The sequence below is a fragment of the Alkalimonas collagenimarina genome (genome assembly GCF_030717845.1).
In the GTDB taxonomy this organism is placed as follows: domain Bacteria; phylum Pseudomonadota; class Gammaproteobacteria; order Enterobacterales; family Alteromonadaceae; genus Alkalimonas; species Alkalimonas collagenimarina.
Window position 1 is genome coordinate 60261 of sequence record NZ_JAUZVZ010000006.1, and the last position, 22373, is coordinate 82633.

Here is a 22373-nt window from a genome sequence, read left to right on the forward strand (position 1 = left end):
GCCGTTGTTTTACTTTAATACATCACTTCAATACATCAGCCAATGCTTTAAGACAAAGCGCACTATTTTCCCGCTTAGCGCCATAGCCCATTAAGCCAATGCGCCATGCTTTGCCTGCCAGATCGCCGAGGCCTGCACCAATTTCCAGATTGTAGTCCTGCAGCAGGCGGCTGCGTATTGCCGCATCATCAACCCCTGATGGGATCCAGACGGTGTTTAGTTGTGGCAAGCGATGATCTTCGTCCACTACAAAGGTCAGCCCCAACGCTTCAAGACCGGCTTTTAACTCCTGATGCATGGCGGCATGACGCTGCCAGGCTTGCTCTAAACCTTCTTTGGCCAACAGGCGCAGGCTTTCGTGCAAAGCATACAAAGCATTGACCGGAGCGGTATGATGATAACTGCGCTTGCCCTCGCCACTCCAGTAGCCCATTACCAGACTTTGATCCAAAAACCAGCTTTGCACCGGGCGCGAGCGATTTTGCATGCGCTCAACCGCACGTGGCGAAAACGACACTGGCGATAAACCAGGCACGCAGGATAAACACTTTTGGCTGCCAGAATAAATGGCATCAATGCCCCACTCATCGACACGTAATTCCACCCCACCTAGCGAGGTAACTGCATCGACAATCGATAAACAATCGTATTGCTGGGCCAGCGCGCACAAGCTTTTGGCATCTGATAATGCCCCGGTCGAAGTTTCCGCATGCACAAAGGCAAGAAAGTGCGCCTCTGGATGCTGCTTCAGCGCCTGCTCGACGGCCGTTGGGTCAACTGGCTCACCCCAGGGAAAATCCAGCACAATGGCGGTAGCACCACAGCGCTCTACATTTTGACGCATCCGTTCACCAAAGACACCGTTACGGCACACGATGACGCTATCGCCGGGCTCCAGCAAGTTCACAAAGCAGGTTTCCATACCAGCAGAACCCGGCGCAGATACCGCTAATGTCATCGGGTTGTTGGTTTGAAAGGCATACTGCAGCAGACTGCGTAGCTCATCCATCATGCCAATAAACAATGGGTCCAAATGGCCGATGGTAGGTTTGGCTTGAGCAGCCAGTACTTCAGGGTAGACATCGGACGGGCCGGGCCCCATCAGAATACGACGAGGAGGATAAAAGGGCGGAAAATCAGGAGCTGGGATCATCAGGTTCTCTCGCAACACAACCAGAAAAAAACCAGCCTACCAAAATCAGCACCATTTCGCTGCTGATTGCGATTAATACCGGGCATTCATTGCTGAAATATCAGCAAAGGTCAGCACAGGCTAAAACCGGATCCGATAGCGACCTTCTGCATCCGGCGCGCCAACAAACTGCATGGCTTGATGCACTTCTTCCGGCATGGTGTCATCCGGCTTCAGTGTGCCGTCCACAGTAAACTGGCCGGAGGCGATTAAACGTGCCGCTACATCAAGGCCCAGTGGGTTCTGGCCATCCGTCAGCAACACCAACTCGCCTTCTTCGCAGTGCAAGGTGGCAAAAATATGCTGCAGATCGATCCAGCCGGTCGGTGGTTGTAGCCGCGCCTCTTGCCAGCTCGCCTGACCACTTAGTTGCTGACACCAAGGCGCACCCTGACGATACAGCTCAATATCTACCATCAGCTGACCATCGGCATCAATCGGTAAAGGCAGCGTCAGCATAGGTGCCAATTGTGCAACCGGGTAGCGCAGTAACGTATCGCTTAGCTGCACCCCGGAAAAACCATAACTCAGCTGACCTTTCACATAGGGTTGTTGTGCTTCAGCCAAGTCACCAGCTTGCACATCCACCACCAGCTTCCCCGTCAACAACGACCAGGGTTTCAGCTGCCAATGAATAGCGCGAAGTTCAATCGACTGATAACGCGCGGCGGTCAGCTGACCCTGCCACAAGGTTCCCTGCACCAGACCAAGCCGCAACTCAGGCGGCAGGGGGGCCAACTTCAGCCACCAGGCCGCTGGGGTTAAAATCAATAAGCTCAACAGATAGACTGCACTGCCGAGCAGTACCATACTTCGAATACGCATCTACTCTACCAAAATTCGTCGTACCTGAACGATGCCAGGTTGATTGGACAGACTGACATCCAGATTCACCAAGCGCAAGCCATGCTGGTAATGCAGATCGTGCAACCAACGTAACAATTGCTCAAAAGCCACGTCATCCAGCACCAGCTGCATTTGCTCGTTTTGCGGCTGCATCCGATTGACGCGGATACCATACTGACGGGCACTGTTGGTCAGGATTTGCGATAAGCTGCCGGAGCTGCGCTCGACACTGACGCCTGATTGTTGCAACTGCGGCAGCACCGAGTGCAACCAGAGCAGTTGCTGCTCCGCTTGTTGCAACGCACGCTGATTGCTTGCTTTGGCCTGATGCACTGGTTGCCAAATCAGCCAGTAAAACAAAAATACAGCGATGGCAATCCCACAGACCAACACCAAGCGCTGCTCTCGCTGTTGCAACGACTGCCACCACTGGTTCAGTTGCTGCTTCATGGTTGGCTCCTCATGCTGACTGTGCCTTGCACTTTATTACCATCATTGCTCAAAGCCCCTTGATCAACCTGATAGCCAGCTTGTTCTAATTGTGCCTTTAATCGATCAAAGCTTTGAAAGCTCTCAGCTCGGGCCTGAAAACGCAATTCGTTGCGGCGTGCTTCGTAGCGCAAGTTATCCAGCTGAACTTCCTGCACAGTCGCCAAATTATTCTGCAACGCCTGCAACAAGCTCAAGAAGTGCTGCTGTTGGTCGCCACCACCGGCTTGTTGCAACTTTCGCTGCACCAAGGCCCTTAGGTTCACCACGCTTTCTCCCGGAAAAGCAGCCTGATAGGTGCTAATGGCCTCTTGTTGCAGTAAGCGTGCCTGCTGACCATAGCGCCAGCCTTCCACCGCTGTTAAACCGAGATATAAGATCAAACAGACACCTGACAGCACCGCGGCGACCCGCCACTGCTGCCAGAGCCTATTGCTTTGTCGTTTTGGGGCATACTCCCCCTGCAGTACATTAAAGGATTGTGATTGACTTTGCTTGGCCAATAGCAGCAATGGCAGTTCAGGCTCGGCCAGCGTATGCGGCTGCTGGATATCATCAGGCCAGGGACTGAAGCTGATGAGTTCAGGCAAGGCAGCCAGTTGCAAATAATCCGACCACCAATCCTGCTCAATACTGGTCGCTTGCCATTCTGCTTGTCGCAACAACCAGCTACCGTCGAGCTCAATGGCCGCAGGACCCTGATCAACCGGCAACAGCAATGCATCGGGAAGCAGTTGACGGGGCTGAAAACCAGCATCTGCTAACCAGGACAACCATGAATCTAGCTGTTGCCGTTTGCATAGTGCGACTTGCTGCACGTAGTGTTCAGCTTGTTCCGGGCTGGCAGGCTCTTTTTTCAGCGCTGCATACGCCAGCCATAACTGCTCGATATCTTCGGTAACATCATCCTCCAGCATATAAGGCAATGCCTGCAGAATTTGTCGGCTTGGCTTGGTGGGCAGAATCACCTCTTTGAGCACCAGATCGGCAGCAGGCACCAGTGCGAGCACAGGGCGCGGGCCTAATCGCTCAGCCAATTCCGGCAGTTCGGCAGCGGAGCTCAGTGTACCTGAAGCGATCACCTCTTGACTCAGCGGCGTCCACACCAGCCAGCTGATGCTTTGTTCGGCACGACTTCCAAGCCGGATCAGCAGTTGTTCACTCATCCCGCGCCTCCTAAACGCCTGCTCATGATAGTGACTCCTTGATCCTGATGCACTTTCAGCACGGACTCCATCGTCATCCCACTCTCCTGATAACCTATTCGGGCTGTTAATTTAAAATAGCTGGAGCTCACCGTCACCAGCTCTTTAATGGCTTCATCCACCTCGATCCCGGCCAAAGCACCGGATCCCCAAAATTCATCCACCGACTCAAATCCATTGTCTGGACGATTAGCCACCAGATCCATCGCTGCCGATGGGTCCAGTTCAGCCACCAGGGCACTTAACAAAATAGCCGTGTCTTCAGTCAGTGTATTCACATTCAACTGCAGCACTTGCTCATCAGGGATCACGCAGATATAAGGCTGCAACAGCTTATAATCATCTGGCGTGATCTGGTAAATAGCACGCAGTTCCGTCTCGGTTGCCATCAAGGTATTGCCAGCATAATACGGATAAACCAAGGCAGCATAGTCATCGTCTTCGGCACTACCCGCGGTGCGCAACAAGGTATCTTCATCCAACCAATCCGCAATGCGTGCCATCAAAAACTCTGCTGGCATCGATAAATCCGTCGCCACCAGCTCCAGCAAACGCTGAAAGCTTTGTTGGGCCGGTGTTGCCTCGGTGTTCATTTGCCCGGATGGATCAGCTGCCTGATACAACGCATTTAAATTGAAGCAACTCTGCAGATCGGTAATCACACCGCTAATGGTGCCATCCGGCACTGGAAATACCGCGCCCTGCAATGCCCAGTCTTGCCCCAAATGCGCTGTTTCCTGCCCTTGCAACGAGCGCCTCAGCACTTGTCGGGCGAACGCTTCCGTCCCCATGGCATACCAAAATGCCTGCTGTTGCTGCTGTAAGTTTTGCTGTCGCTGCAAGGTCAACTGCAAGCGACCACTCATATTGACCGCGATCACCACCACAATGGCCACAATCATCAACACCATCACCAAGGCCACACCACGCTGACGACTCTGAAGATGCATCATCGTATCTGCTCCCCGGCAGTGGCATTCTCATTCGGTAGCAACACCACCTTTTCGATCAATCCCAACTCGTTATGCGTTAATCGAATACGCACCGCTTGTGGCCAGGACGCATCGCGCCAGCTATCTTCCCACGCCTCGCCCTGTAGAAAACCAAACTCCAGCTCTGCAATGTCTTCTAACAACACCTGCACCCGCGGCTCAGTGCCGGTGATGGCGTCAGGGTACAAGGTAAATAAACGCTGCAATTGCTCTTCTTGCAAGCGATAGCCCAGTAGTTGCAATTCACTGCGTGGTAACACCATGCCGGGATTGCGCCAACCATGGCGAGCAAAACCCAAAGCACCATCTTCACTTTCCAGCAAAAAACGACCGCCCCAGAAACGCTCTTTTTGCGCGGCTTCACCTTGGATCCGTACATGACGCAAGCTGATTTGCATCAAGTCCCGCTCCATTACCATCAAGGCAAACTGTAGCTTTTGCAACCGCTCAGCAGCTTGTTGCGATAATCGGTCGCCTTCAGTCACACTGTTTAACACGGCAAAAGAAGCCAGACCCACCATAGCAAAAATCGCCACAGCCAACAGCATTTCGATAAAAGTGAAGCCATCAATACGCTTCAGGCCACAGGCTCTGACTTTAATTCGCATGTGGCCGTCCAATAAAGGTGATTAATTGGTACAGTATTTCATCCGGTTGCTCGACCAAACTGACCTGCACTTCCACCTGACGCAAATCATTGTCTTCCACCGCCGTGACCCGCTGCTGCCAACGCCACTGGCGATTGCCCAGTTCTACCTCACCCTGCTCTTGTTCTGCTGGCGGCCATCGCGTTTCCAATTGCAACAAGGTCAGTTGGTTGGTCGCCACGTAGCTGGCAAACGTCATATCCTCCAGCATGGTCACCGCTCGGATATGCTCCGTTACCGTTCGCATAACCGCTAGCCCTGCAGTAGCAAAGATAGCCAGTGCAAACAGCACTTCGATCAAGGTAAAGCCACGCGGCTTCATGGTAGCTGGCTCCCCACCTGCTCGCGATACAGCGGAATACTGAACTCGCCCCGCACCTCGACATACCAAAAAGGTCGTTCGCTCTCATCCTGCAAAATCAGTTGAAACGGCGTAATTTCACCAGACGATAAGATAAAAATATGTGGCAGCACAGCGACATCATCAGCTTGGCCTTGCTCGGCCTCCAAGGCGTCGGCTGCCCAATTTAATTCACCAAGCAAGCTATCCTCTTGCCAGGGTAGTCCTTCGAGTTCCAGTTTAAGCTCCTGCCCAGCTGGCAGTTCGTGCCACAATAATGAGGCCGGGCTATCGGCTGGCAGCCACTTGTCGTTATCAGGCTGGTATACCAGAAACTCATAACCATTGGGTTTAATGACTACGCCCCATTCTTGCTGCCGCATTAAGGCCGTTTCAGCGGCATAGTGAAATAGCTGCTGAAAGCGATGCGCTTCTTGCTCTAACTGATCATCCCGGTTATCCCAAGAGAAATTGACCACCACCGCGCTGACCAGTAAGCCAAACAGCAAAATCACTAGTATCACTTCCAGTAGGGTAAACCCTATCTGCTTGCTGGCGGTACGCTGCATCAATGCTCTCAGTTATTATTGTCGATATCCCAGTTGCCAATATCGTCATCGGTACCGGGCACCCCATCCGGTCCCATGCTAAAAATATCAATACGGCCGAACTGCCCCGGGCTTGCCAGTTGGTAATCTTGTCCCCATGGGTCACGTGGTAAGCGTCGGATAAAACCACCTTCGGGAAAAGAGCGAGGCACTGGTTCTGACGCTGCCGGTTCAACCAGAGCACGCAGACCCTGCTCCGAAGTAGGATAAAAGCCATTGCGTAACCGGTACATATCCAGCGCATTTTCCAGCTGCTGAATATCGACCACCGCTTTCTGGCGATCGGCCTCTTCTTTATTGCCCATCACATTTGGTACCACCAGGCTAGCGATAATACCCAGAATCACGATAACAACCATTAATTCCAGTAAACTAAACCCTTGCTGCTTTTTCATGTTACCCACCTACCATATGATTAAGTTCGAGGATCGGCAGCAAAATTGCCAGCACGATCAAAAAGACAATAATTGCCAGGGTAATCACTACCACCGGCTTAAAAATTTCCAGCGTGACCGTCATGGTCATTTCAAACTCCCGGTCAAGCGTATCTGCCGTGCGGATCAGCATGGTATTGAGTTGACCACTTTTTTCACCGCTGGCAATCATATGCAGCATCATCGGCGGAAACAACTTGGTTTGCTCCAACGCATTGCGAAGTGAACTGCCTTCACGCACCTTTAAGGTGGCTTCCGCCACCGCCTGCTTCATATAACTATTGCTCAGGACATCACCACTGATGCGCATCGCCTCCAACAGTGGTACCGAACTGGCATTCAAAATACTCAAGGTGCGGGCAAAGCGGGCCGTGTTAATACTGCGGATCACCTTGCCGACCAAAGCGCTGCTTAATAAGAACTGATCGTAACGATAACGCATGTCTTTGCGCCGCAACAGCCGCTCAATCAGCACAGCCAACAGCAGTATCGACAACAGGATCCAGATACCATAACTACGCACCACATCACTGGCACCGATCATAAAGCGGGTTAGCAACGGCAGCTGCTGGCCCATATGCTCAAACTGCTCAGTAATTTGTGGCACGACGGCCGACAGCAAAATCGCAATCACCGCAATCGCCACAAACACCATCACCACCGGATAAATCGACGCCATTAAAATCTGATTGCGCATATGCTGACGCTGTTCAGTGTAATCGGCCAGTCGGTTTAACACCTGATCAAGATGGCCTGATTTTTCACCCGCGGCTACCATGGAGCGATATAAGTGATCGAACACATGCGGAAATTCTGCCAACCCCTCAGCCAGACTATAGCCTTCGACGACTTTAGACCGTACTCCCATCAACATGTTCTTCAGCCGAGGTTTTTCGCATTGCTCAGCAACCGCCAGCAAGGCATTTTCAATCGGCAAGGCTGCCGCCACCAAAGTAGCCAGCTGTCTGGTGATTAGTGCCAATTCTGCAGTGGGGATTTTGCGTTTAAACCAGCTTTTGCTGGCCGAGATGGCTTTTTCTTGTCTGGATGCCACTTCCACTGTTAGCGGTGTTAACTTACGTTCTCGTAATAACTGCCGGGCCTGGCGCGCGTTATCCGCTTCCAGTACTCCCTTGCTCTTGCGACCCCTGCCATCCAGTGCCTGATATTCAAAAGCCGCCACTACAAGTCCTCACGGGTGACGCGCAGCACCTCTTCCAAGGTGGTTTGTCCCAATAAAACTTTATCAAAACCATCCCGCCGAATACTGGGGCAGTTCGGCCGAATGTATTTCTCGATCAACTGCTCACCCTGACGGTTATGGATCATCTCCCTGCAGTGATCATCCACCACCAACAGCTCATGAATACCGGTACGGCCCCGATACCCGGTAAAGTTGCAATGCTCACAGCCTTTGGCCCGATAAATCAGCGCGTTGTCTTTTTTCTGTACCCCGAGCAGGTTGCGTTCTTCTTTATCCGGAGTATGTGCTTCTTTGCAATGCGGGCATAAGGTTCGCACCAACCGCTGCGCTAACACTCCGAGCAAACTGGAAGACAACAAAAAGGGCTCAATACCCATATCTTCCAATCGGGTAATGGCACCAGCGGCCGTGTTGGTGTGCAAAGTCGACATCACCAAATGGCCGGTTAAACTAGCTTGCACGGCTATTTGCGCCGTTTCCAAATCACGAATCTCACCGACCATCACCACATCTGGATCTTGCCGCAAAATAGCACGTAAACCACGGGCAAAGGTCATATTGACCTTGGTATTCACCTGGGTCTGACCAATACCTTCCAGCTCGTATTCGATTGGATCTTCCACCGTCAGAATATTGCGATCCTTGGTGTTAATCTCGGTCAGGCCGGCATACAGGGTGGTACTTTTACCGGAGCCGGTGGGCCCGGTCACCAGCAAAATCCCGTGTGGCTTTAAAATTAATTTGGAAAACTGCTGCTGAATAGCCAGCGTCATGCCTAAATCAGCCAGATTCAGGTGCGAGGTGTTTTTGTCCAGTAAGCGCAGCACCACCCGTTCGCCGTGACTGGACGGCATGGTCGAAACCCGCACATCTACTGCCCGCCCAGCGATTTTTAAGCTGATACGGCCATCTTGTGGCACCCGCTTTTCAGCAATATCCAACTTGGCCATGACTTTAATCCGCGACACCAGTAAGCTGGACAGCTTGCGATTGGGCCGGAGCACTTCCCGCAAAATACCATCGACCCGAAAACGCACCACTAATGCTTTTTCAAAGGTTTCAACATGAATATCCGAAGCACCCAGCTTGATCGCTTCGCCCAGCATGGCATTGATCAGCTTAATAATCGGCGCATCGTCTTCGTTATCGAGCAAATCTTCGCTTTCCGGAATGTCATCGGCCAGCGAGGCCAGATTCACCTCATTACCGATGTCTTGCATGATTTGCTGAGCTTCAGACGAGTCTCGCTGATAGCTCGCTTCCAGAATGCTTTCAAATTCGAGCGCCGACAACCGGGTAATGCTGAACGAATCCGACAACATGCGCCGTACTTCCAGCACAGCTTCCGGCTTCGTCGCTGGCTGAACATAAAGCATGAAGCCCTCGGCTTGCTGTTGCAGCAACACCGAATGACGTTTGGCAAAGGCAAATGGCAGACGAATACGAGCACTGACCGGTTGCGCTTCAGGCAACTCGTCATGCTCCATCAACAACTCGCTATCCATTAGTCCTGCTTCCTATCTTGCTGCAGATATTCATCAAAGGTCGGCGGCAAGATCAAACTATCGTCCCACTCTGGCAAAACAGCTTGTGGTGTTCTTGGCATCAACTGAATGCCACGCTGATCACGCTCTAACTGCTCAGCGCGAATGTAATTGTATTTGCGTTGGCTCATCTCCGACATAGTGGCACCGTCACGGACGATGGAGGCCCGGATAAACACCATCAAATTTCGTTTGCGTTTGCTGACGCTGGTCGATTTAAACAAATGGCCCAAGATAGGAATATCACCCAATAGTGGAACTTTTGAAGAACTTTCCTGCACATCTTCATCAATCAAGCCACCTAGTACCACAGTGGCGCCATCATCGGCCATCACGGTGGTACGGATTTCCCGTTTATTGATGGTGATATCAACTGCCGTCGCACCACCGATACTGGACACTTCCTGCTCAATCATCAACTGAACAGCATCGCCTTCATTGATCTGCGGCGTCACTTTCAGTTTAATCCCCACTTCCTGCCGGTTCACCTGCTGGAACGGGTTGTCATTATTAGAGCCAGTGGTCGATCCGGTGATCACCGGCACTTCCTGCCCAACCAGAAAGAAGGCTTCCTGATTGTCCATGGTGGTAATATGCGGCGTAGCCAGAATATTGGAATTGGTGCTGGTGCGTACTGCCTGCAGTACAGCCCCCCAATTGCCCTGATACACCCCCAGCATAGCGCCGTTTAAGCCTTGTAATGCTTGCGCTAACCCGGAGTAATCCCGGTTACCGTCCGGCGTTACCGTTTCAATGATTTGCCCGGTAGCAGGATCCCGCGTTCTGGTCGTAGTACCACGGGTAAATTGAGAGGCTTGTGCGGCACCCGCGGCGATACTGGAAATAGGCACCACATTGCCGGTACTGAAGTTGGTCAGACCGCCGTCTTCATGGATCCACTGCACCCCAAAGTCGGTGCCATCGCCATCAAATACTTCCACAATAATGGCTTCAACCAGCACCTGAGCACGACGGATATCCAGTTGGCGAATGACATCTTCGAGTGAACGCAAAATATCAGGTTGAGCGGTAATAATGACCGAGTTGCTATCGGCATGAGCTTCTATGCTCACATTACGGCCCTGACTAGCACGGCGCCCTTGCGGCTGTTGTTGCTGTGACTGACCGCTGGCTTCTGTCACAATGGTTTCGCCGACACTTTTTAACACAGAGATCAGCTCTTCGGCTTTGGCGTACTTCAGATAAAACACCCGGGTATTGCCACTGGTTTCCAGCTCGGCATCCAATCGCTGCACCAGCTCAACCACACGTTGACGCGCCTGTGGCTCACCGCTAACCACTACACTATTGGTGCGTTCATCGGCCACAATGCGAGGAATAAGAAAGTCTGGCTGCTCACCACGCCCCTGAGAGCGGTAGATGCTTTCCAGAATTCGCACCATTTCACTGGCTGAACCATAGTTTAAGCGAATAATTTCAACTTCCTGATCACCAGCCCGATCTACCCGTTGGATAATATCCACCATCCGGTTCACGGTAGCGGCAGGCCCGGTCATCATTAACACATTGGAGGGATCATAATTGACCACATGGCCGCTGCCCGCCTGATTGACAAACTGGCGCAGTAAAGGCGCTAATTCGCGCACCGAAACATTGCGCACCTGCACCACCCGGGTCACCATTTCATCACCCATGCCGGGATTTTCATCACCCACCACTGGAATATTTGACGTTTTGGCATCTTTGCCACGCACCACTTTCAGTACACCACTTTCCATTTCCACCACAGCAAAGCCGTAGACTTCCAACACGTTGAGGAAAAACTGGTAATACTGATCGGCATTGAGCATTTCATAGCTGCGCACATTGACACGGCCACGCACCTGAGGCTCGACGATGATGGTTCGCTCCAGATTCATGCCCACAATGCTAATAAACTCATTGATATCGGTGCCACGGAAGTTGGGTGAATACATCACTTCTTCTTCATTGGCGTGAATAGAATAACTGAGTAAAACGGCCAAACCCAGCACTGCAAACTTGCGGCTACACCGCTGTAAAAAAGACCCTGACTGCATTGTGTATGTCACCATCTGCTTCATCATTATTATTGAGACAGGTTGAACTGAATATCGATCAGCTCGCCATCGCGCTCGATCCGCACCGAGGCGTCCGACGCCTCACGTAATTGTTCCATTGCCATATTGGCCTGCTGTAAATCATTCAACGGTATACCATTGATTTCAACCGCCAGATCATTCGGCCGAAAACCCAAGCGCTGGAACATAGCGGGATCCCGGCCGGGCATCAGGCGAAAACCTAGCATCTCATTGCCACGTCGCTCTGGTGTGACACGGATAAACTCAAAAAACCGCATGGGTTCGGCTAAAAGCGCCTCGCGCTGTGCCGCAAGTTCGGCACTGTTCACACGAGGACCCATCGGTTGCGAAGACTCGACGATGGTCTCTGGCTCAGGTTCATCCTCACGGCCAAGCCCCACATTGGCTTCAGCGATACGGGTAAATTCAACGCCATCGAGCATCAAGGTTTCAAATCGTCCAGCAACGCGAAGCAATACCCTATCATTAAACACCTGATACAAGGTGGCATTGGTGCCTTCGATGCTATCACCAACAGCATAACCAAATTCAGCGCCCCGGCTTTCAATCACCGCGCTCCCCATTGCAGGATCCAAGCCGGAAACCAAGCCAGTCAGCTTCACATTCAAGCGCGTTTTTGGCGCTTCAGTGACTACGGGTTCTGGTGTTGCTGCCTCCTGTTGCTCGGCTTTACCAAATAAAGAGAAACTTAATAAACGCTGTACATCGGGCGCCGATGCTGTTGCAGCCGAGCCTGCGCCCACTTGCGGCTGCCAGCTATTCGCAGCCGGTTGTGGTATCATCAACCAGCTAAAGCGAGCCAGTAACCAGCCAGCCAGCACAAGCAGCAACACAGCCAGGATCTGACTGATCCGCTTTTGGGGCATACGCTGAGCCCTGCTGGTGATATGTTGGGAAAAGGACTGCCAATTCATTTATCAAGTTCTTATAATAGAGGACGCATCATCTTACTGAGTTGTGCTTCAGACAACAAGGGGCGCTCTAAAGTTTCACAGTATGTTAACGGCAAAACGGCGCTGACTGACCTACTGTATAACAGATAAATAGTGTCGACCAGAGGATTATTATGAGCAAAACAGAAATACAGCATCCAGACAGCATCCGGCTGGATAAATGGCTGTGGGCCTGTCGTTTCTACAAAACCCGAACTCTGGCAAAAAATATGATCGATGGCGGTAAAGTGCATTATAATGGCCAGCGTTGTAAAGCAAGCAAAATGGTAGAAGTAGGGGCCAGCATCAAACTGGCTCAGGGCTACGATGAAAAAACAGTCATCGTCAAAGGGCTGGCAGAAAAGCGATTGGCGGCACCACTAGCACAAGCGCTGTATGAAGAAACGAGCGACAGCCTAAAGATACGCCAGGAACGGGCCGAGCTTAGAAAAACCAATAGCCTGTATGCTCCGCATCCTGATACCAAGCCTGACAAAAAAATGCGTCGCCAGCTGCTGCTTATTAAATCCCAGCAATGAGAACCCAGATGAATTCAGATACTTTATTCCGCTTTTTATTCCGCGACAAACATGTCCGTGGTGAAATTGTCGATTTAGCCCACAGCTTGCAGCACATGCTGCAGGGCCATGATTACCCATTCCCGGTAAAGCAACTGTTAGCCGAGATGGTAGCAGCCACCAGCTTACTGACGGCCACCTTGAAATTTGAAGGCGAAATTTCAGTGCAACTGCAGGGGGATGGCCCCGTCCGTTATGCCACCGTCAACGGTACTGATCAGCAAGTGTTCCGGGGTGTGGCACGGCTGCAATCGGAAATTCAAGGTGAAGGCTTACGTGCTTTAGTTGGCGAGGGCTACTTGCTGGTGACCATAACGCCGCATCAGGGCGAACGGTATCAAGGCATTATCCCGCTCACCGGGGATAGCTTAAAAGAAACAATCGAAGCCTACTTTGTGCAATCGGAGCAGCTACCAACCCGGGTTTATCTGTGCACCGATGTACAATCTGATAAAGCCAGAGCCGCCGGCATGTTGCTGCAAGTCTTGCCGGTTGATCAACAAAAATCCCATGAGGAATTTGCTGAGCTCGTGGTGCTGGCGGATACGATTCAAGCGGATGAGCTGTTGAACTTACCTGCGGCCGAGGTGGTACATCGTCTGTTTCATCAGGAAGTGGTGGAAGCGTTTCCGCTGCAGCCAGTCCGCTTTGAATGCGGCTGCTCACGATTAAAGTGTGAGGCCGCTATTTTAAATTTAGGTGCCCAAGCCATTCAAGAGCACATCGCAGACGGTCAGCTGGATATTCAGTGCGAGTACTGCAAAACCAACTACCACTTTGATCCAGCGCATCTGCAGCAGCTACTGGACACAGTGCAGCAGGATCAGGATAAAGAGTAAAAAACCATTTAGAGTGAACTTTTACGTGCTTTAAGCGGCAGATAGATCCGTGCCACCAAGCCACCATGAGCGTGATTATGCAAAGTGATCTCGCCATGGTGCATGTCTACAATTTTTTTGATAATGGCTAAACCAAGTCCCGATCCGCCGGAACCACGGGCACTATCGCCTTGGGTGAAAGGCTCAAACATTGCCTGCATATTTTCTTCCGGAATACCTGGACCATAATCCCTGACCTGCAAATAAACCTGACGACGTCCTTGTTCATAGCCGGTGCTAATTTCAATATCACCTGTGCTGTAGCGCAGTGCATTTTCCATGAGGTTATTCAGTACCCGCTTGATAGCAATACGTCTGGCCGGAATGCTGGGTAAGTCAGCCGCCAACTCATGCAGTAACTCTCGCTGTTGCAAATGCTCAGACTCCAGCAGCTCCTCAATCAGATCATTCAAATTGATCCATTGCAGCTCTTCGTCTTTATGGTGGCGAATGTAATCCATAAACTGATCAATAATGGCATTCATATCGTCTATGTCATTGATGATACCATCACGGATCCAGTTATCTTGCTGTTGCAGCATTTCGCTCGCTAGCCGTATCCGGGTCAGGGGCGTTCGTAAATCATGGGATACCCCAGCCATCAACAAGGCACGATCTTGTTCTAAATGTTTGATACCCGTCGCCATATGGTTAAAGGCTCGGGTCACGGCCCGGATCTCGCTCGAGCCACGCTCAGGCAAGGGGTCTGGTATATCGCCGCGGCCAACCCGCAACGCCGCATGCTGCAAACTCTTTAATGGCCGGTTGAGGGTGGTGGCAAACCACCAACCACCAGCCACACTAAGAAAACCAATCATCAGCAAATAAAAAGTCAACAGCGAAAACTGGCTTTCATCGAGGCCAGACAAAGGAATACGAACCCAGTAATCCGGCGCCTGTGGTGGCCGCACCCAGTAGGCGAGTTGAGCCCCCTGCTCTATGCGCACCTCTGCCGGGCCACCGAGTTCATTCGACATATCGGTCGACATAAACTGATAAAAACGCGCTTGCAACAAGCCATGCTGTTCCGCCAGATGCTGAGGATAAATTTCAATATCGGTCGCTTGCTGGAAACGTTGCGCCATAGCTTCGGTTAATAGCGCTTCATCATGGTGGTGATCAATAAATACCACCTTAATTTGTTTAGCCACCAACTGATTGATTTGCTGGGCAGTAGGCTTAATGACATAAAACGCCACCGTGACATAAGACACCAACTGATTAATCAGTAACAGCAAGCCAATCAGAAAAACCGTTTGACCAAAAGCACTGCGGGGGAGCACTCTCATGAAGTCACAGCACCATCCGGCACAAAGACATAGCCAAGCCCCCATACCGTCTGAATATAGCGGGGGTGTGCCGGGTCATCTTCTAACATCCGTCTTAAACGGGAGACCTGAACATCGATGCTGCGTTCCATGGCGGAATAGTCCCGGCCTCTGGCTTGGTTCATCAACTTATCGCGGGACAAAGGCTCTCGCGGGTGACTTACCAGTACTTTGAGCACCGCAAACTCACCGCTGGTTAATGGCATCACCTCATCGCCTTTGTGCATTTCCCGGGTGGCCAGATTAAATCGAAAAGGACCAAAGGACACCACCGTTTCCTCTTGCGAGGGCGCTCCGGGCAGCTCTTTATTTTTCCGCCGCAAGACAGCCCGGATGCGTGCCAGTAATTCACGTGGATTAAATGGTTTAGGCAGGTAATCATCGGCCCCCATCTCCAGACCAATGATGCGGTCGACTTCATCACCTTTGGCAGTCAGCATAATGATCGGAATGCTGTTGTCCTGATGACGCAACTTACGACAAATTGATAAACCATCTTCACCAGGCAGCATCAGATCAAGCACGATCAGATGAAAGTTTTCCCGCTCCATCACTCGCTGCATCTGCTCATAGTCGGCAACAGCGCGAACCTGAAATCCCTGCTCTACCAAATAACGCTCCAGTAAAGCCCGCAAACGAACATCGTCATCAACAACCAAAATTTTCGTGGTTTCCTGCGAAGCCATGCATCGTGACCCTGTAGTTTTTTCACCACTATAAACCAAAACAAACCCGGGTGAGAGACCCGGGCTTGAAAACAGTGTTACAAAGTTTGTCCAACAGACACTGGCTTACTATGGTTGCGGCTGATGTGCTGGTTGTTGCTGTTGTTGCTGGCGTTGAGCCAACTCCGAACGATGGATCCGTTTCATCGGCGGGTTCACCCAATGCAACTTATTGGGCAAAGCACTCATTCTGTTTGCTTCCTCCACCAGCTGCATTTGCTCATAGTCCGTCACCCAGACATACTCACTTTGATTGATGGCAGAGCAGCCGGTCAATGCCAGCACCATCGCACTTGCCAGAACCACGATATAGTGTTTCATGATCATATCTCCTGACTAACCCAGTCACTTTAAGTATAGTTTGTTTTTTGTACAAAACAGAGCGGTTCGATTGTTTTGTGACCAATGGCAGACAAAGTGCGATTAACGGCTTTAAAAGTAGTCAACCAACCCCCATTGAGTCTTTCTGAATGTTTTTTTGTTTGGCACCTTGATGAAGACCAACTTGATCAGTCGTGAAGGCTACCTGAAACTGCAGCAGGAGCTGGATTACCTCTGGCGCATTAGACGCCCTGAAATTACCCAAAAAGTCAGTTGGGCAGCCAGTTTGGGGGATCGCAGTGAAAATGCAGACTACCAATACAACAAAAAACAACTGCGTGAAACCGACCGTCGCATCCGGTTCCTGCGCAAGCGGCTCGAAGTACTGCGACCGGTTGATTACGCTGCTGAGCAGGAAGGAAAAATTTTCTTCGGCGCTTGGGTAGATATCGAAAACGATGATGCTGAGCAACGTCACTTTCGCATTGTCGGGCCAGATGAAATCTATGGCCGCCGCGATTACATTTCTATCGACTCTCCCATGGCGCGCGCCTTACTGAAGAAACAAGTCGATGATGAAGTACTGGTAACCACACCTACAGGAAAAAAACGCTGGTATATCAATCAAATCCGTTATCAGTTGTCTGAGCCAACGTCAGAATAACCAATTGCTATTGGATTTTTATGGTAAGAACAGAGACAATTCCCGCATCTACTCATAACTCGTATGATGCTTCTTGAATGGCTATAGCATCACTTTTACACCTGAAACACGATTCAGGGATCAGGAAATAATTATGACCGTTACGCTTGAACAGCAAATCGCCACGGAAATTTCAGCTCGCCAAGAGCAGGTTCGTGCCACTATACAGCTGCTGGATGAAGGCGCCACAGTGCCCTTTATTGCCCGCTATCGCAAAGAAGTGACCGGTGGTTTAGATGATACTCAGCTACGTACACTAGAAATGCGTCTGTCGTACCTGCGTGAGTTGCAAGAGCGCCGACAACTGATTTTAAAAACCATTCAAGAACAAGGCAAGCTAACGGCTGAGTTACAGCAAGCCATTGAGCAAGCCGACAACAAAACCCGACTGGAGGATTTATACCTTCCTTACAAACCCAAGCGGCGTACCAAAGGACAAATGGCCATTGAAGCAGGCTTATTGCCTCTGGCTGAGGCTATTTTGACTACACCCACACTGGATCCCGAGACAGAAGCAAGCGGTTATCTGAAAGCCGATGCAGGTTACGGTGATACCAAAGCTGTGTTGGATGGTGTCAAATACATCCTGATGGAGCGTTTTGCAGAAAGTGCCGATCTGCTCAGCCGTTTACGGCAGCAGCTGAGCCAGTCAGGGGTGCTAAAAAGCACCGTGGTGACAGGCAAAGAAAAAGATGGTGCCAAATTCCGCGACTACTTCGACTATAGCGAGTTGTGGAAACAGATCCCATCACACCGCGCATTGGCTATGTTTCGTGGCCGTAATGAAGGCTTCTTGCAATTGCAGTTAGTGCCGGATAGCGATGAGGCCGAAGCGCATCAACGATGTATTGCTCAGGTGGCATCGCATTTTAACTTACAGCAACAAGGCCGCCCGGCTGATGCCTTTTTGCAAACCGTGGCGCAGTGGACCTGGAAAGTAAAACTCTATTTGCATCTGGAAAATGACTTACTCAGTGAGCTACGAGAGCGTGCCGAGCAGGAAGCCATCAAAGTATTTGCTCGCAATATGAAAGACTTATTGATGGCTGCTCCGGCTGGTTTACGGCCAACGCTTGCCTTGGATCCTGGTCTTCGTACCGGCGTCAAATTTGTCATGCTGGATGAAACCGGCAAATTGGTGGCTAATCACACTATTTTTCCACATGCCCCGCAAAATCATTGGGATAAATCGCTACGTACCTTGCTCAATGTCTGCCAGCAGTTTAAACCTGAACTGGTGGCTATTGGCAATGGCACCGCCTCGCGCGAAACCGACCAACTGATTGCTGAGTTGATGCAAAAAGCACCCGAGCTGAAGCTGACTAAAGTGATGGTCTCAGAAGCCGGAGCCTCGGTGTACTCCGCTTCAGAGTTTGCTGCCCAAGAGTTTCCAGATCTGGATGTATCCTACCGCGGCGCTGTATCCATCGGTCGTCGCTTGCAAGACCCTCTGGCGGAGCTCGTGAAAATTGAGCCGAAAGCCATTGGCGTCGGCCAATACCAGCACGACGTCAACCAGAGCTTGCTAAGTAAATCGCTGGAAGCTGTGGTCGAGGACTGTGTGAATGCGGTCGGAGTCGATTTAAATACTGCGTCCGTCCCCTTACTCAGTCGGGTGGCTGGGCTGAACAAAACACTGGCACAAAACATCGTGCTGCACCGTGAGCAACATGGCCGCTTCGCTAACCGAAAGGAATTGTTGAAAGTCGCTCGCCTTGGACCAAAAGCCTTTGAACAGGCGGCAGGTTTTATGCGAATTTCAGCAGGGGATAACCCGCTGGATGCCTCGGGAGTTCACCCGGAAGCCTACCCATTGGTTGAAAAAATTCTGCAACAACATCAGAAATCGATGCAAGACGTGCTTGGCAACCACGACTTTATCAGTAAGCTGAAACCAGAAGATTTTGCCGATGCTCATTTTGGTATTCCGACCATCAGCGATATTCTGGCTGAGCTCGATAAGCCCGGCCGCGACCCCCGGCCTGAGTTTAAGATGGCTACCTTTAAAGATGGCGTCAACACGCTGAACGATTTGAAGATAGGGATGTTGCTGGAAGGCGTGATTACCAATGTTACCAACTTTGGTGCCTTCGTGGATGTCGGTGTGCATCAGGATGGCTTGGTGCATATCTCATCGCTGGCAGATAAATTTGTCAGCGATCCACATCAACTGGTTAAAGCCGGCGATATCGTCAAGGTCAAAGTGTTAGAAGTGGATCAAGAGCGCAAACGCATTGCACTAACCATGCGGATGGATGAACAGCCGGGTCAAACGCCGGCTAGCCAGAAAACCTCACCGACCAAAGGCAAAAACAACCATAGCAACGCGCCACGAGCGGCTAAGCCAGCCAAGGCAGCCGCACCAGCGAACGCAGCCATGGGCAATGCATTTGCTGATGCATTGGCAAAGCTTAAGAAGTAACTATGAGTGGCTGGGGAGTGTCAACCAATCGCTCGACGGTTGGCACCTAGGCCTGCTGGCGTAATGTGCTTTGCTGCGGTGTGGTAGCTTGTTGGTAGAAACCGGAAATGACTTGTGAGCGGCGTTGCAGGGTTTCACTCTCGGATTGCGGTAATGCATTACTACTGCTATCAGGAACACGGATCTGCTGTTCAGCATCTTGATCAGCAAAGAACCGCTGAGGGGCGCCAGGTTCATTGCTGCGGCTGATGGCCTCTTTCGCCATTTCTGCTCTGGCGGCCAGCATACGGCGGCTGGCATCGGCGGCAATACGACGGTCGGCAGCTGAGGGCTCTGCCGGGGCTAAAGCAGCAGCTCGAACTTGCTGCATTTTCTGTACGGTCGCTTGTGGATCACCTGGGATCTCGGAGAGATCAATTTGCACTTCTCCGCCGACAGCGTATTGATTGCCGTCCGGTCCACGCTCATAAGTATACGTCGGGGCGCTGGCGTACTGACCACCTATAGCAGCATGGGCTTGCTCGTGCGTACGCACTTCACGGTCTCTCGCCCTTAACTCGCGCAGCTCTTGCTGCTCGGCTTGCTCTTGTTGACGCTCTGCTTGTTGTTGGCTCCGGCTGGAGTCTTCCGGGTTGCTGCCTTGTTCAGAATCTTGCTCAGCATCGCTGTTGCGACCTGTGACAGCCTGAGGCAACTCAGTGTCCTGACCTGCCCGCTGGACACCACCATTGTTGCCGCCATTAATCGCTTGCTGCTTTTGTTTATCATCACTCGCGACCGGCTTTTCTGCCGGACCTTTACTCAGCTCTTTAACCGGCTCAATCAGCTCACGACGTTGATTGTCCCGTCGAGCCATATCGGTCGACGGGTTGCTGGTATTCAGGCTGACATTAGGATAATGCGAGGTGATGTTCATCAGGGTTCCGTTTAAGCACGGATATCCACAATAGTACCCAGCACTTCATCGGCAGACTGGATAGAACGAACATTGGCCTGAGCATTAAGCTCTTGGACATTTAAGTCAACCAAGCTCGCTTCAACACTTGGGGCACCAGCCTGACCAACAGCATTTTGCGCTGTGGACTCCAGTGTGCCATTTTCAGCTTGTTCAGCTTCTGCCACCGGCCGCTGCGTTTCAGCTTCAGCCGCATTGTTACGGTTTTGCTGCGTTTGCTGGTTTATATTTAAGGTGGCGTCCGTGACCCCGGTGCTGGCACGTTGTAACCCTTGCATGCCTGCTGCGAATGCGGATTGGATCTCCATAGAGGACCTCCTTTAATGACTGCGTGGAATGTTCAATTATTGACCATTTCGAGCAAAATTGAAAGCTTTCTGCCGAATTTAAATCAGCAACAACCACCAAAGAGCAGGCTACCTGGCCTGAGCATGGAGCTGTTTTTGTATGTCATAAAGCCACTCTGCGGCTTCAACCGGATGCGAAATAAACGGTGCGTGTGAGGCATGCTCAAAACGATGGATCAATGCATTTGGTTGGCACGCCCTGAAAGCATCCACGACAGATACAGGTACCAAGGTATCCAATCGGCCAAAACCGGCAAATACTGGCATCGCCAACGCGCTCAACTCATGCCGTAAGTCACAGCTGGCTAACAACGCTAGTCCGCCGATAAGCGCCGCTGGCTGTGCGGTGGGTTGCTGCAAAATCGCCTGACGCAAGCACTTAATATCTTCCCGAGCTGATGGGCTACCCATGGCTTGGATCGCCAAAAAACGTTGAATGGTCTGATTGATATCGTGACTAAGCTGCTGCTGAAATTTCTGGAACAGACTGGCGGCCATACCCGGCCATGAGGCATGAGCCATAAAACAGGGTGAAGCGGCCATCAGCACCAAGGCTTTGACTCGCTCTGGATAACGAGCAGCCAGCGCTACTGCCACTAAACCACCCAAAGACCAGCCACAGAGCACGGACGACTCTGGCAGTTCGGTTTCAAGCTGCTGACAAACCGCTGCTAACTGATACGGCTCGGGGTACTGACCCGACTGTCCAAAACCAGGAAGATCCAATGTCGTTACCCTCCAATCGGATTCAAGCATCGGCAGCCATTGCTGCCAAACCGCCCGGTTCATGCCCCAACCATGCAATAACACCAGCGAGGGTTTGCGGCTTTCGGTTATCACTGCCATAATTCACCATTAAAAAACAAATAAAACACATTATGATTACCAGGCTAATCACTCAAGGGCTGCATTGGCTGCTACCCAACCGCTGTCTCTGGTGTACTTTACCGGTTCATCAGCCCAAACAACAATTGTGTGATGCCTGTTGCCATGCCTTGCCCACATTTGACATTGCATTTTATCAAGGCAACTTGTTGTGGTTACCGGCTGTTCAGCGCGGTTTACCCAAACTAAAAGCAGAGCGCCTGGTCAGCCTGAGTTGGTATCAGCAACCCTGGAAGCTCGCTATCTCACAATGGAAGTTTAAACAAGATTTAGCGGCCGGCCAGTGGCTACTGACGAGCTTTGCTGAGTTGGCGCACAGCTATCAAGCAGCCGGGTTTCCGCTCCCCGATGTACTGACCTATATTCCGATGCCAAAACAGCGACAACGGCAACGTGGTTTTAACCAGGCCGAGCTGCTGGCCACTGCACTAGCCGATGTCTGGCAACGGCCAGTGGTTGCTTTGCTAGACCGTCAGCAGCTCGATAAGCAGCAACTAAAGCTAGATCGTACAGAGCGTTTGCGAAATTTACAGCAGGCTTTCCAGGTACTGCAGCCACAGCAGCAGTGGATCCAGCAAGCAGAGTCCATTGCTTTGGTTGATGATGTCATCACCACCGGCTCAACCATGCGCTTCGCTTGTAAAGCATTGCAGCAGGCGGGTGCTCACAGCATCCAATTGTGGACGCTGGCTATTACCGAGTCTGCTGTTGACTAAT

The 22373-nt window shown here is 51.4% G+C and carries 24 protein-coding genes; 5 read left to right on the plus strand and 19 right to left on the minus strand.

What is annotated here, in order from left to right; genetic code table 11:
• Positions 1 to 22 precede the first annotated feature (22 nt).
• The 13 genes from Q3O60_RS05390 to gspC form a co-directional block, all read right to left on the minus strand.
• Entirely contained in the window at positions 23 to 1153 is a 1131-nt protein-coding gene (locus tag Q3O60_RS05390) for a pyridoxal-phosphate-dependent aminotransferase family protein (RefSeq protein ID WP_305892878.1), read from the minus strand.
• Between the two features lie 120 nt (positions 1154 to 1273).
• The gene (locus tag Q3O60_RS05395) at positions 1274 to 2017 is read right to left on the minus strand and encodes a type II secretion system protein N (protein WP_305892879.1); all 744 of its coding nucleotides are present in this window, start codon (positions 2015 to 2017) and stop codon (positions 1274 to 1276) included.
• Complete coding sequence (locus Q3O60_RS05400; protein ID WP_305892880.1) at positions 2018 to 2488, minus strand: type II secretion system protein M; 471 nt, start codon at positions 2486 to 2488, stop codon at positions 2018 to 2020.
• Positions 2485 to 3693 carry a type II secretion system protein GspL gene (gspL, locus tag Q3O60_RS05405; protein ID WP_305892881.1) on the minus strand — a complete coding sequence of 403 codons (1209 nt, stop codon included), beginning with the start codon at positions 3691 to 3693 and terminating at the stop codon, positions 2485 to 2487. Before gspL ends, Q3O60_RS05400 begins: the two co-directional genes overlap by 4 nt.
• Positions 3690 to 4685 (minus strand): type II secretion system minor pseudopilin GspK, encoded by a 996-nt coding sequence (gene gspK, locus Q3O60_RS05410; RefSeq protein WP_305892882.1) that lies wholly within the window; start codon positions 4683 to 4685, stop codon positions 3690 to 3692. Before gspK ends, gspL begins: the two co-directional genes overlap by 4 nt.
• Positions 4682 to 5332, minus strand: coding sequence for a type II secretion system minor pseudopilin GspJ (gene gspJ / locus Q3O60_RS05415; protein ID WP_305892883.1), 651 nt, complete (start codon positions 5330 to 5332; stop codon positions 4682 to 4684). Before gspJ ends, gspK begins: the two co-directional genes overlap by 4 nt.
• On the minus strand, positions 5322 to 5693 hold the full coding sequence (gene gspI, locus Q3O60_RS05420; protein WP_305892884.1) for a type II secretion system minor pseudopilin GspI: 372 nt from the start codon (positions 5691 to 5693) through the stop codon (positions 5322 to 5324). Before gspI ends, gspJ begins: the two co-directional genes overlap by 11 nt.
• Positions 5690 to 6280, minus strand: a complete 591-nt coding sequence (gspH, locus tag Q3O60_RS05425) for a type II secretion system minor pseudopilin GspH (protein WP_305892885.1) — start codon at positions 6278 to 6280, stop codon at positions 5690 to 5692. The genes gspI and gspH overlap by 4 nt, the downstream gene beginning before the upstream one ends.
• An 8-nt stretch (positions 6281 to 6288) precedes the next feature.
• Complete coding sequence (gspG, locus tag Q3O60_RS05430; RefSeq protein WP_305892886.1) at positions 6289 to 6714, minus strand: type II secretion system major pseudopilin GspG; 426 nt, start codon at positions 6712 to 6714, stop codon at positions 6289 to 6291.
• A 1-nt stretch (position 6715) separates the two neighbouring features.
• Positions 6716 to 7936 (minus strand): type II secretion system inner membrane protein GspF, encoded by a 1221-nt coding sequence (gene gspF, locus Q3O60_RS05435; RefSeq protein WP_305892887.1) that lies wholly within the window; start codon positions 7934 to 7936, stop codon positions 6716 to 6718.
• A complete protein-coding gene (gene gspE / locus Q3O60_RS05440) occupies positions 7936 to 9462 on the minus strand; it encodes a type II secretion system ATPase GspE (protein WP_305892888.1) in 1527 nt (508 codons plus the stop codon). The genes gspF and gspE overlap by 1 nt, the downstream gene beginning before the upstream one ends.
• Positions 9462 to 11540: a type II secretion system secretin GspD gene (gspD, locus tag Q3O60_RS05445; RefSeq protein WP_305892889.1), complete on the minus strand. Its 2079-nt coding sequence runs from the start codon at positions 11538 to 11540 to the stop codon at positions 9462 to 9464. The genes gspE and gspD overlap by 1 nt, the downstream gene beginning before the upstream one ends.
• A 29-nt stretch (positions 11541 to 11569) precedes the next feature.
• Complete coding sequence (gspC, locus tag Q3O60_RS05450) at positions 11570 to 12496, minus strand: type II secretion system protein GspC (protein ID WP_305892890.1); 927 nt, start codon at positions 12494 to 12496, stop codon at positions 11570 to 11572.
• Between the two features lie 152 nt (positions 12497 to 12648).
• Between gspC and hslR the strand changes: the two genes are divergently transcribed.
• Both hslR and hslO read left to right on the plus strand, forming a co-directional pair.
• A complete protein-coding gene (gene hslR, locus Q3O60_RS05455; RefSeq protein ID WP_305892891.1) occupies positions 12649 to 13053 on the plus strand; it encodes a ribosome-associated heat shock protein Hsp15 in 405 nt (134 codons plus the stop codon).
• 8 nt (positions 13054 to 13061) lie between these two features.
• Positions 13062 to 13931: an Hsp33 family molecular chaperone HslO gene (gene hslO, locus Q3O60_RS05460; protein ID WP_305892892.1), complete on the plus strand. Its 870-nt coding sequence runs from the start codon at positions 13062 to 13064 to the stop codon at positions 13929 to 13931.
• 8 nt (positions 13932 to 13939) lie between these two features.
• On the opposite strand, the gene envZ is transcribed toward hslO, so the two are convergent.
• The 3 genes from envZ to Q3O60_RS05475 form a co-directional block, all read right to left on the minus strand.
• Complete coding sequence (envZ, locus tag Q3O60_RS05465) at positions 13940 to 15259, minus strand: two-component system sensor histidine kinase EnvZ (protein ID WP_305892893.1); 1320 nt, start codon at positions 15257 to 15259, stop codon at positions 13940 to 13942.
• On the minus strand, positions 15256 to 15984 hold the full coding sequence (ompR, locus tag Q3O60_RS05470; protein WP_305892894.1) for an osmolarity response regulator transcription factor OmpR: 729 nt from the start codon (positions 15982 to 15984) through the stop codon (positions 15256 to 15258). Before ompR ends, envZ begins: the two co-directional genes overlap by 4 nt.
• A 108-nt stretch (positions 15985 to 16092) precedes the next feature.
• Positions 16093 to 16344: a hypothetical protein gene (locus Q3O60_RS05475; protein ID WP_305892895.1), complete on the minus strand. Its 252-nt coding sequence runs from the start codon at positions 16342 to 16344 to the stop codon at positions 16093 to 16095.
• Between the two features lie 172 nt (positions 16345 to 16516).
• Between Q3O60_RS05475 and greB the strand changes: the two genes are divergently transcribed.
• Entirely contained in the window at positions 16517 to 17008 is a 492-nt protein-coding gene (gene greB / locus Q3O60_RS05480; RefSeq protein ID WP_305892896.1) for a transcription elongation factor GreB, read from the plus strand.
• A gap of 133 nt (positions 17009 to 17141) precedes the next feature.
• Positions 17142 to 19469 (plus strand): Tex family protein, encoded by a 2328-nt coding sequence (locus Q3O60_RS05485; protein WP_305892897.1) that lies wholly within the window; start codon positions 17142 to 17144, stop codon positions 19467 to 19469.
• 46 nt (positions 19470 to 19515) lie between these two features.
• Here Q3O60_RS05485 and Q3O60_RS05490 read toward each other — a convergent pair whose 3' ends face one another.
• From Q3O60_RS05490 to bioH, 3 genes are all read right to left on the minus strand, one after another.
• Positions 19516 to 20385 carry a putative metalloprotease CJM1_0395 family protein gene (locus Q3O60_RS05490; protein ID WP_305892898.1) on the minus strand — a complete coding sequence of 290 codons (870 nt, stop codon included), beginning with the start codon at positions 20383 to 20385 and terminating at the stop codon, positions 19516 to 19518.
• A gap of 11 nt (positions 20386 to 20396) precedes the next feature.
• Positions 20397 to 20732 (minus strand): excinuclease ATPase subunit, encoded by a 336-nt coding sequence (locus Q3O60_RS05495; RefSeq protein ID WP_305892899.1) that lies wholly within the window; start codon positions 20730 to 20732, stop codon positions 20397 to 20399.
• 108 nt (positions 20733 to 20840) lie between these two features.
• The gene (bioH, locus tag Q3O60_RS05500; RefSeq protein ID WP_305892900.1) at positions 20841 to 21617 is read right to left on the minus strand and encodes a pimeloyl-ACP methyl ester esterase BioH; all 777 of its coding nucleotides are present in this window, start codon (positions 21615 to 21617) and stop codon (positions 20841 to 20843) included.
• 32 nt (positions 21618 to 21649) lie between these two features.
• Here bioH and Q3O60_RS05505 point away from each other — a divergent pair, with 32 nt between their 5' ends.
• Entirely contained in the window at positions 21650 to 22372 is a 723-nt protein-coding gene (locus Q3O60_RS05505) for a ComF family protein (protein ID WP_305892901.1), read from the plus strand.
• The last annotated feature ends 1 nt before the right edge of the window (position 22373 follow it).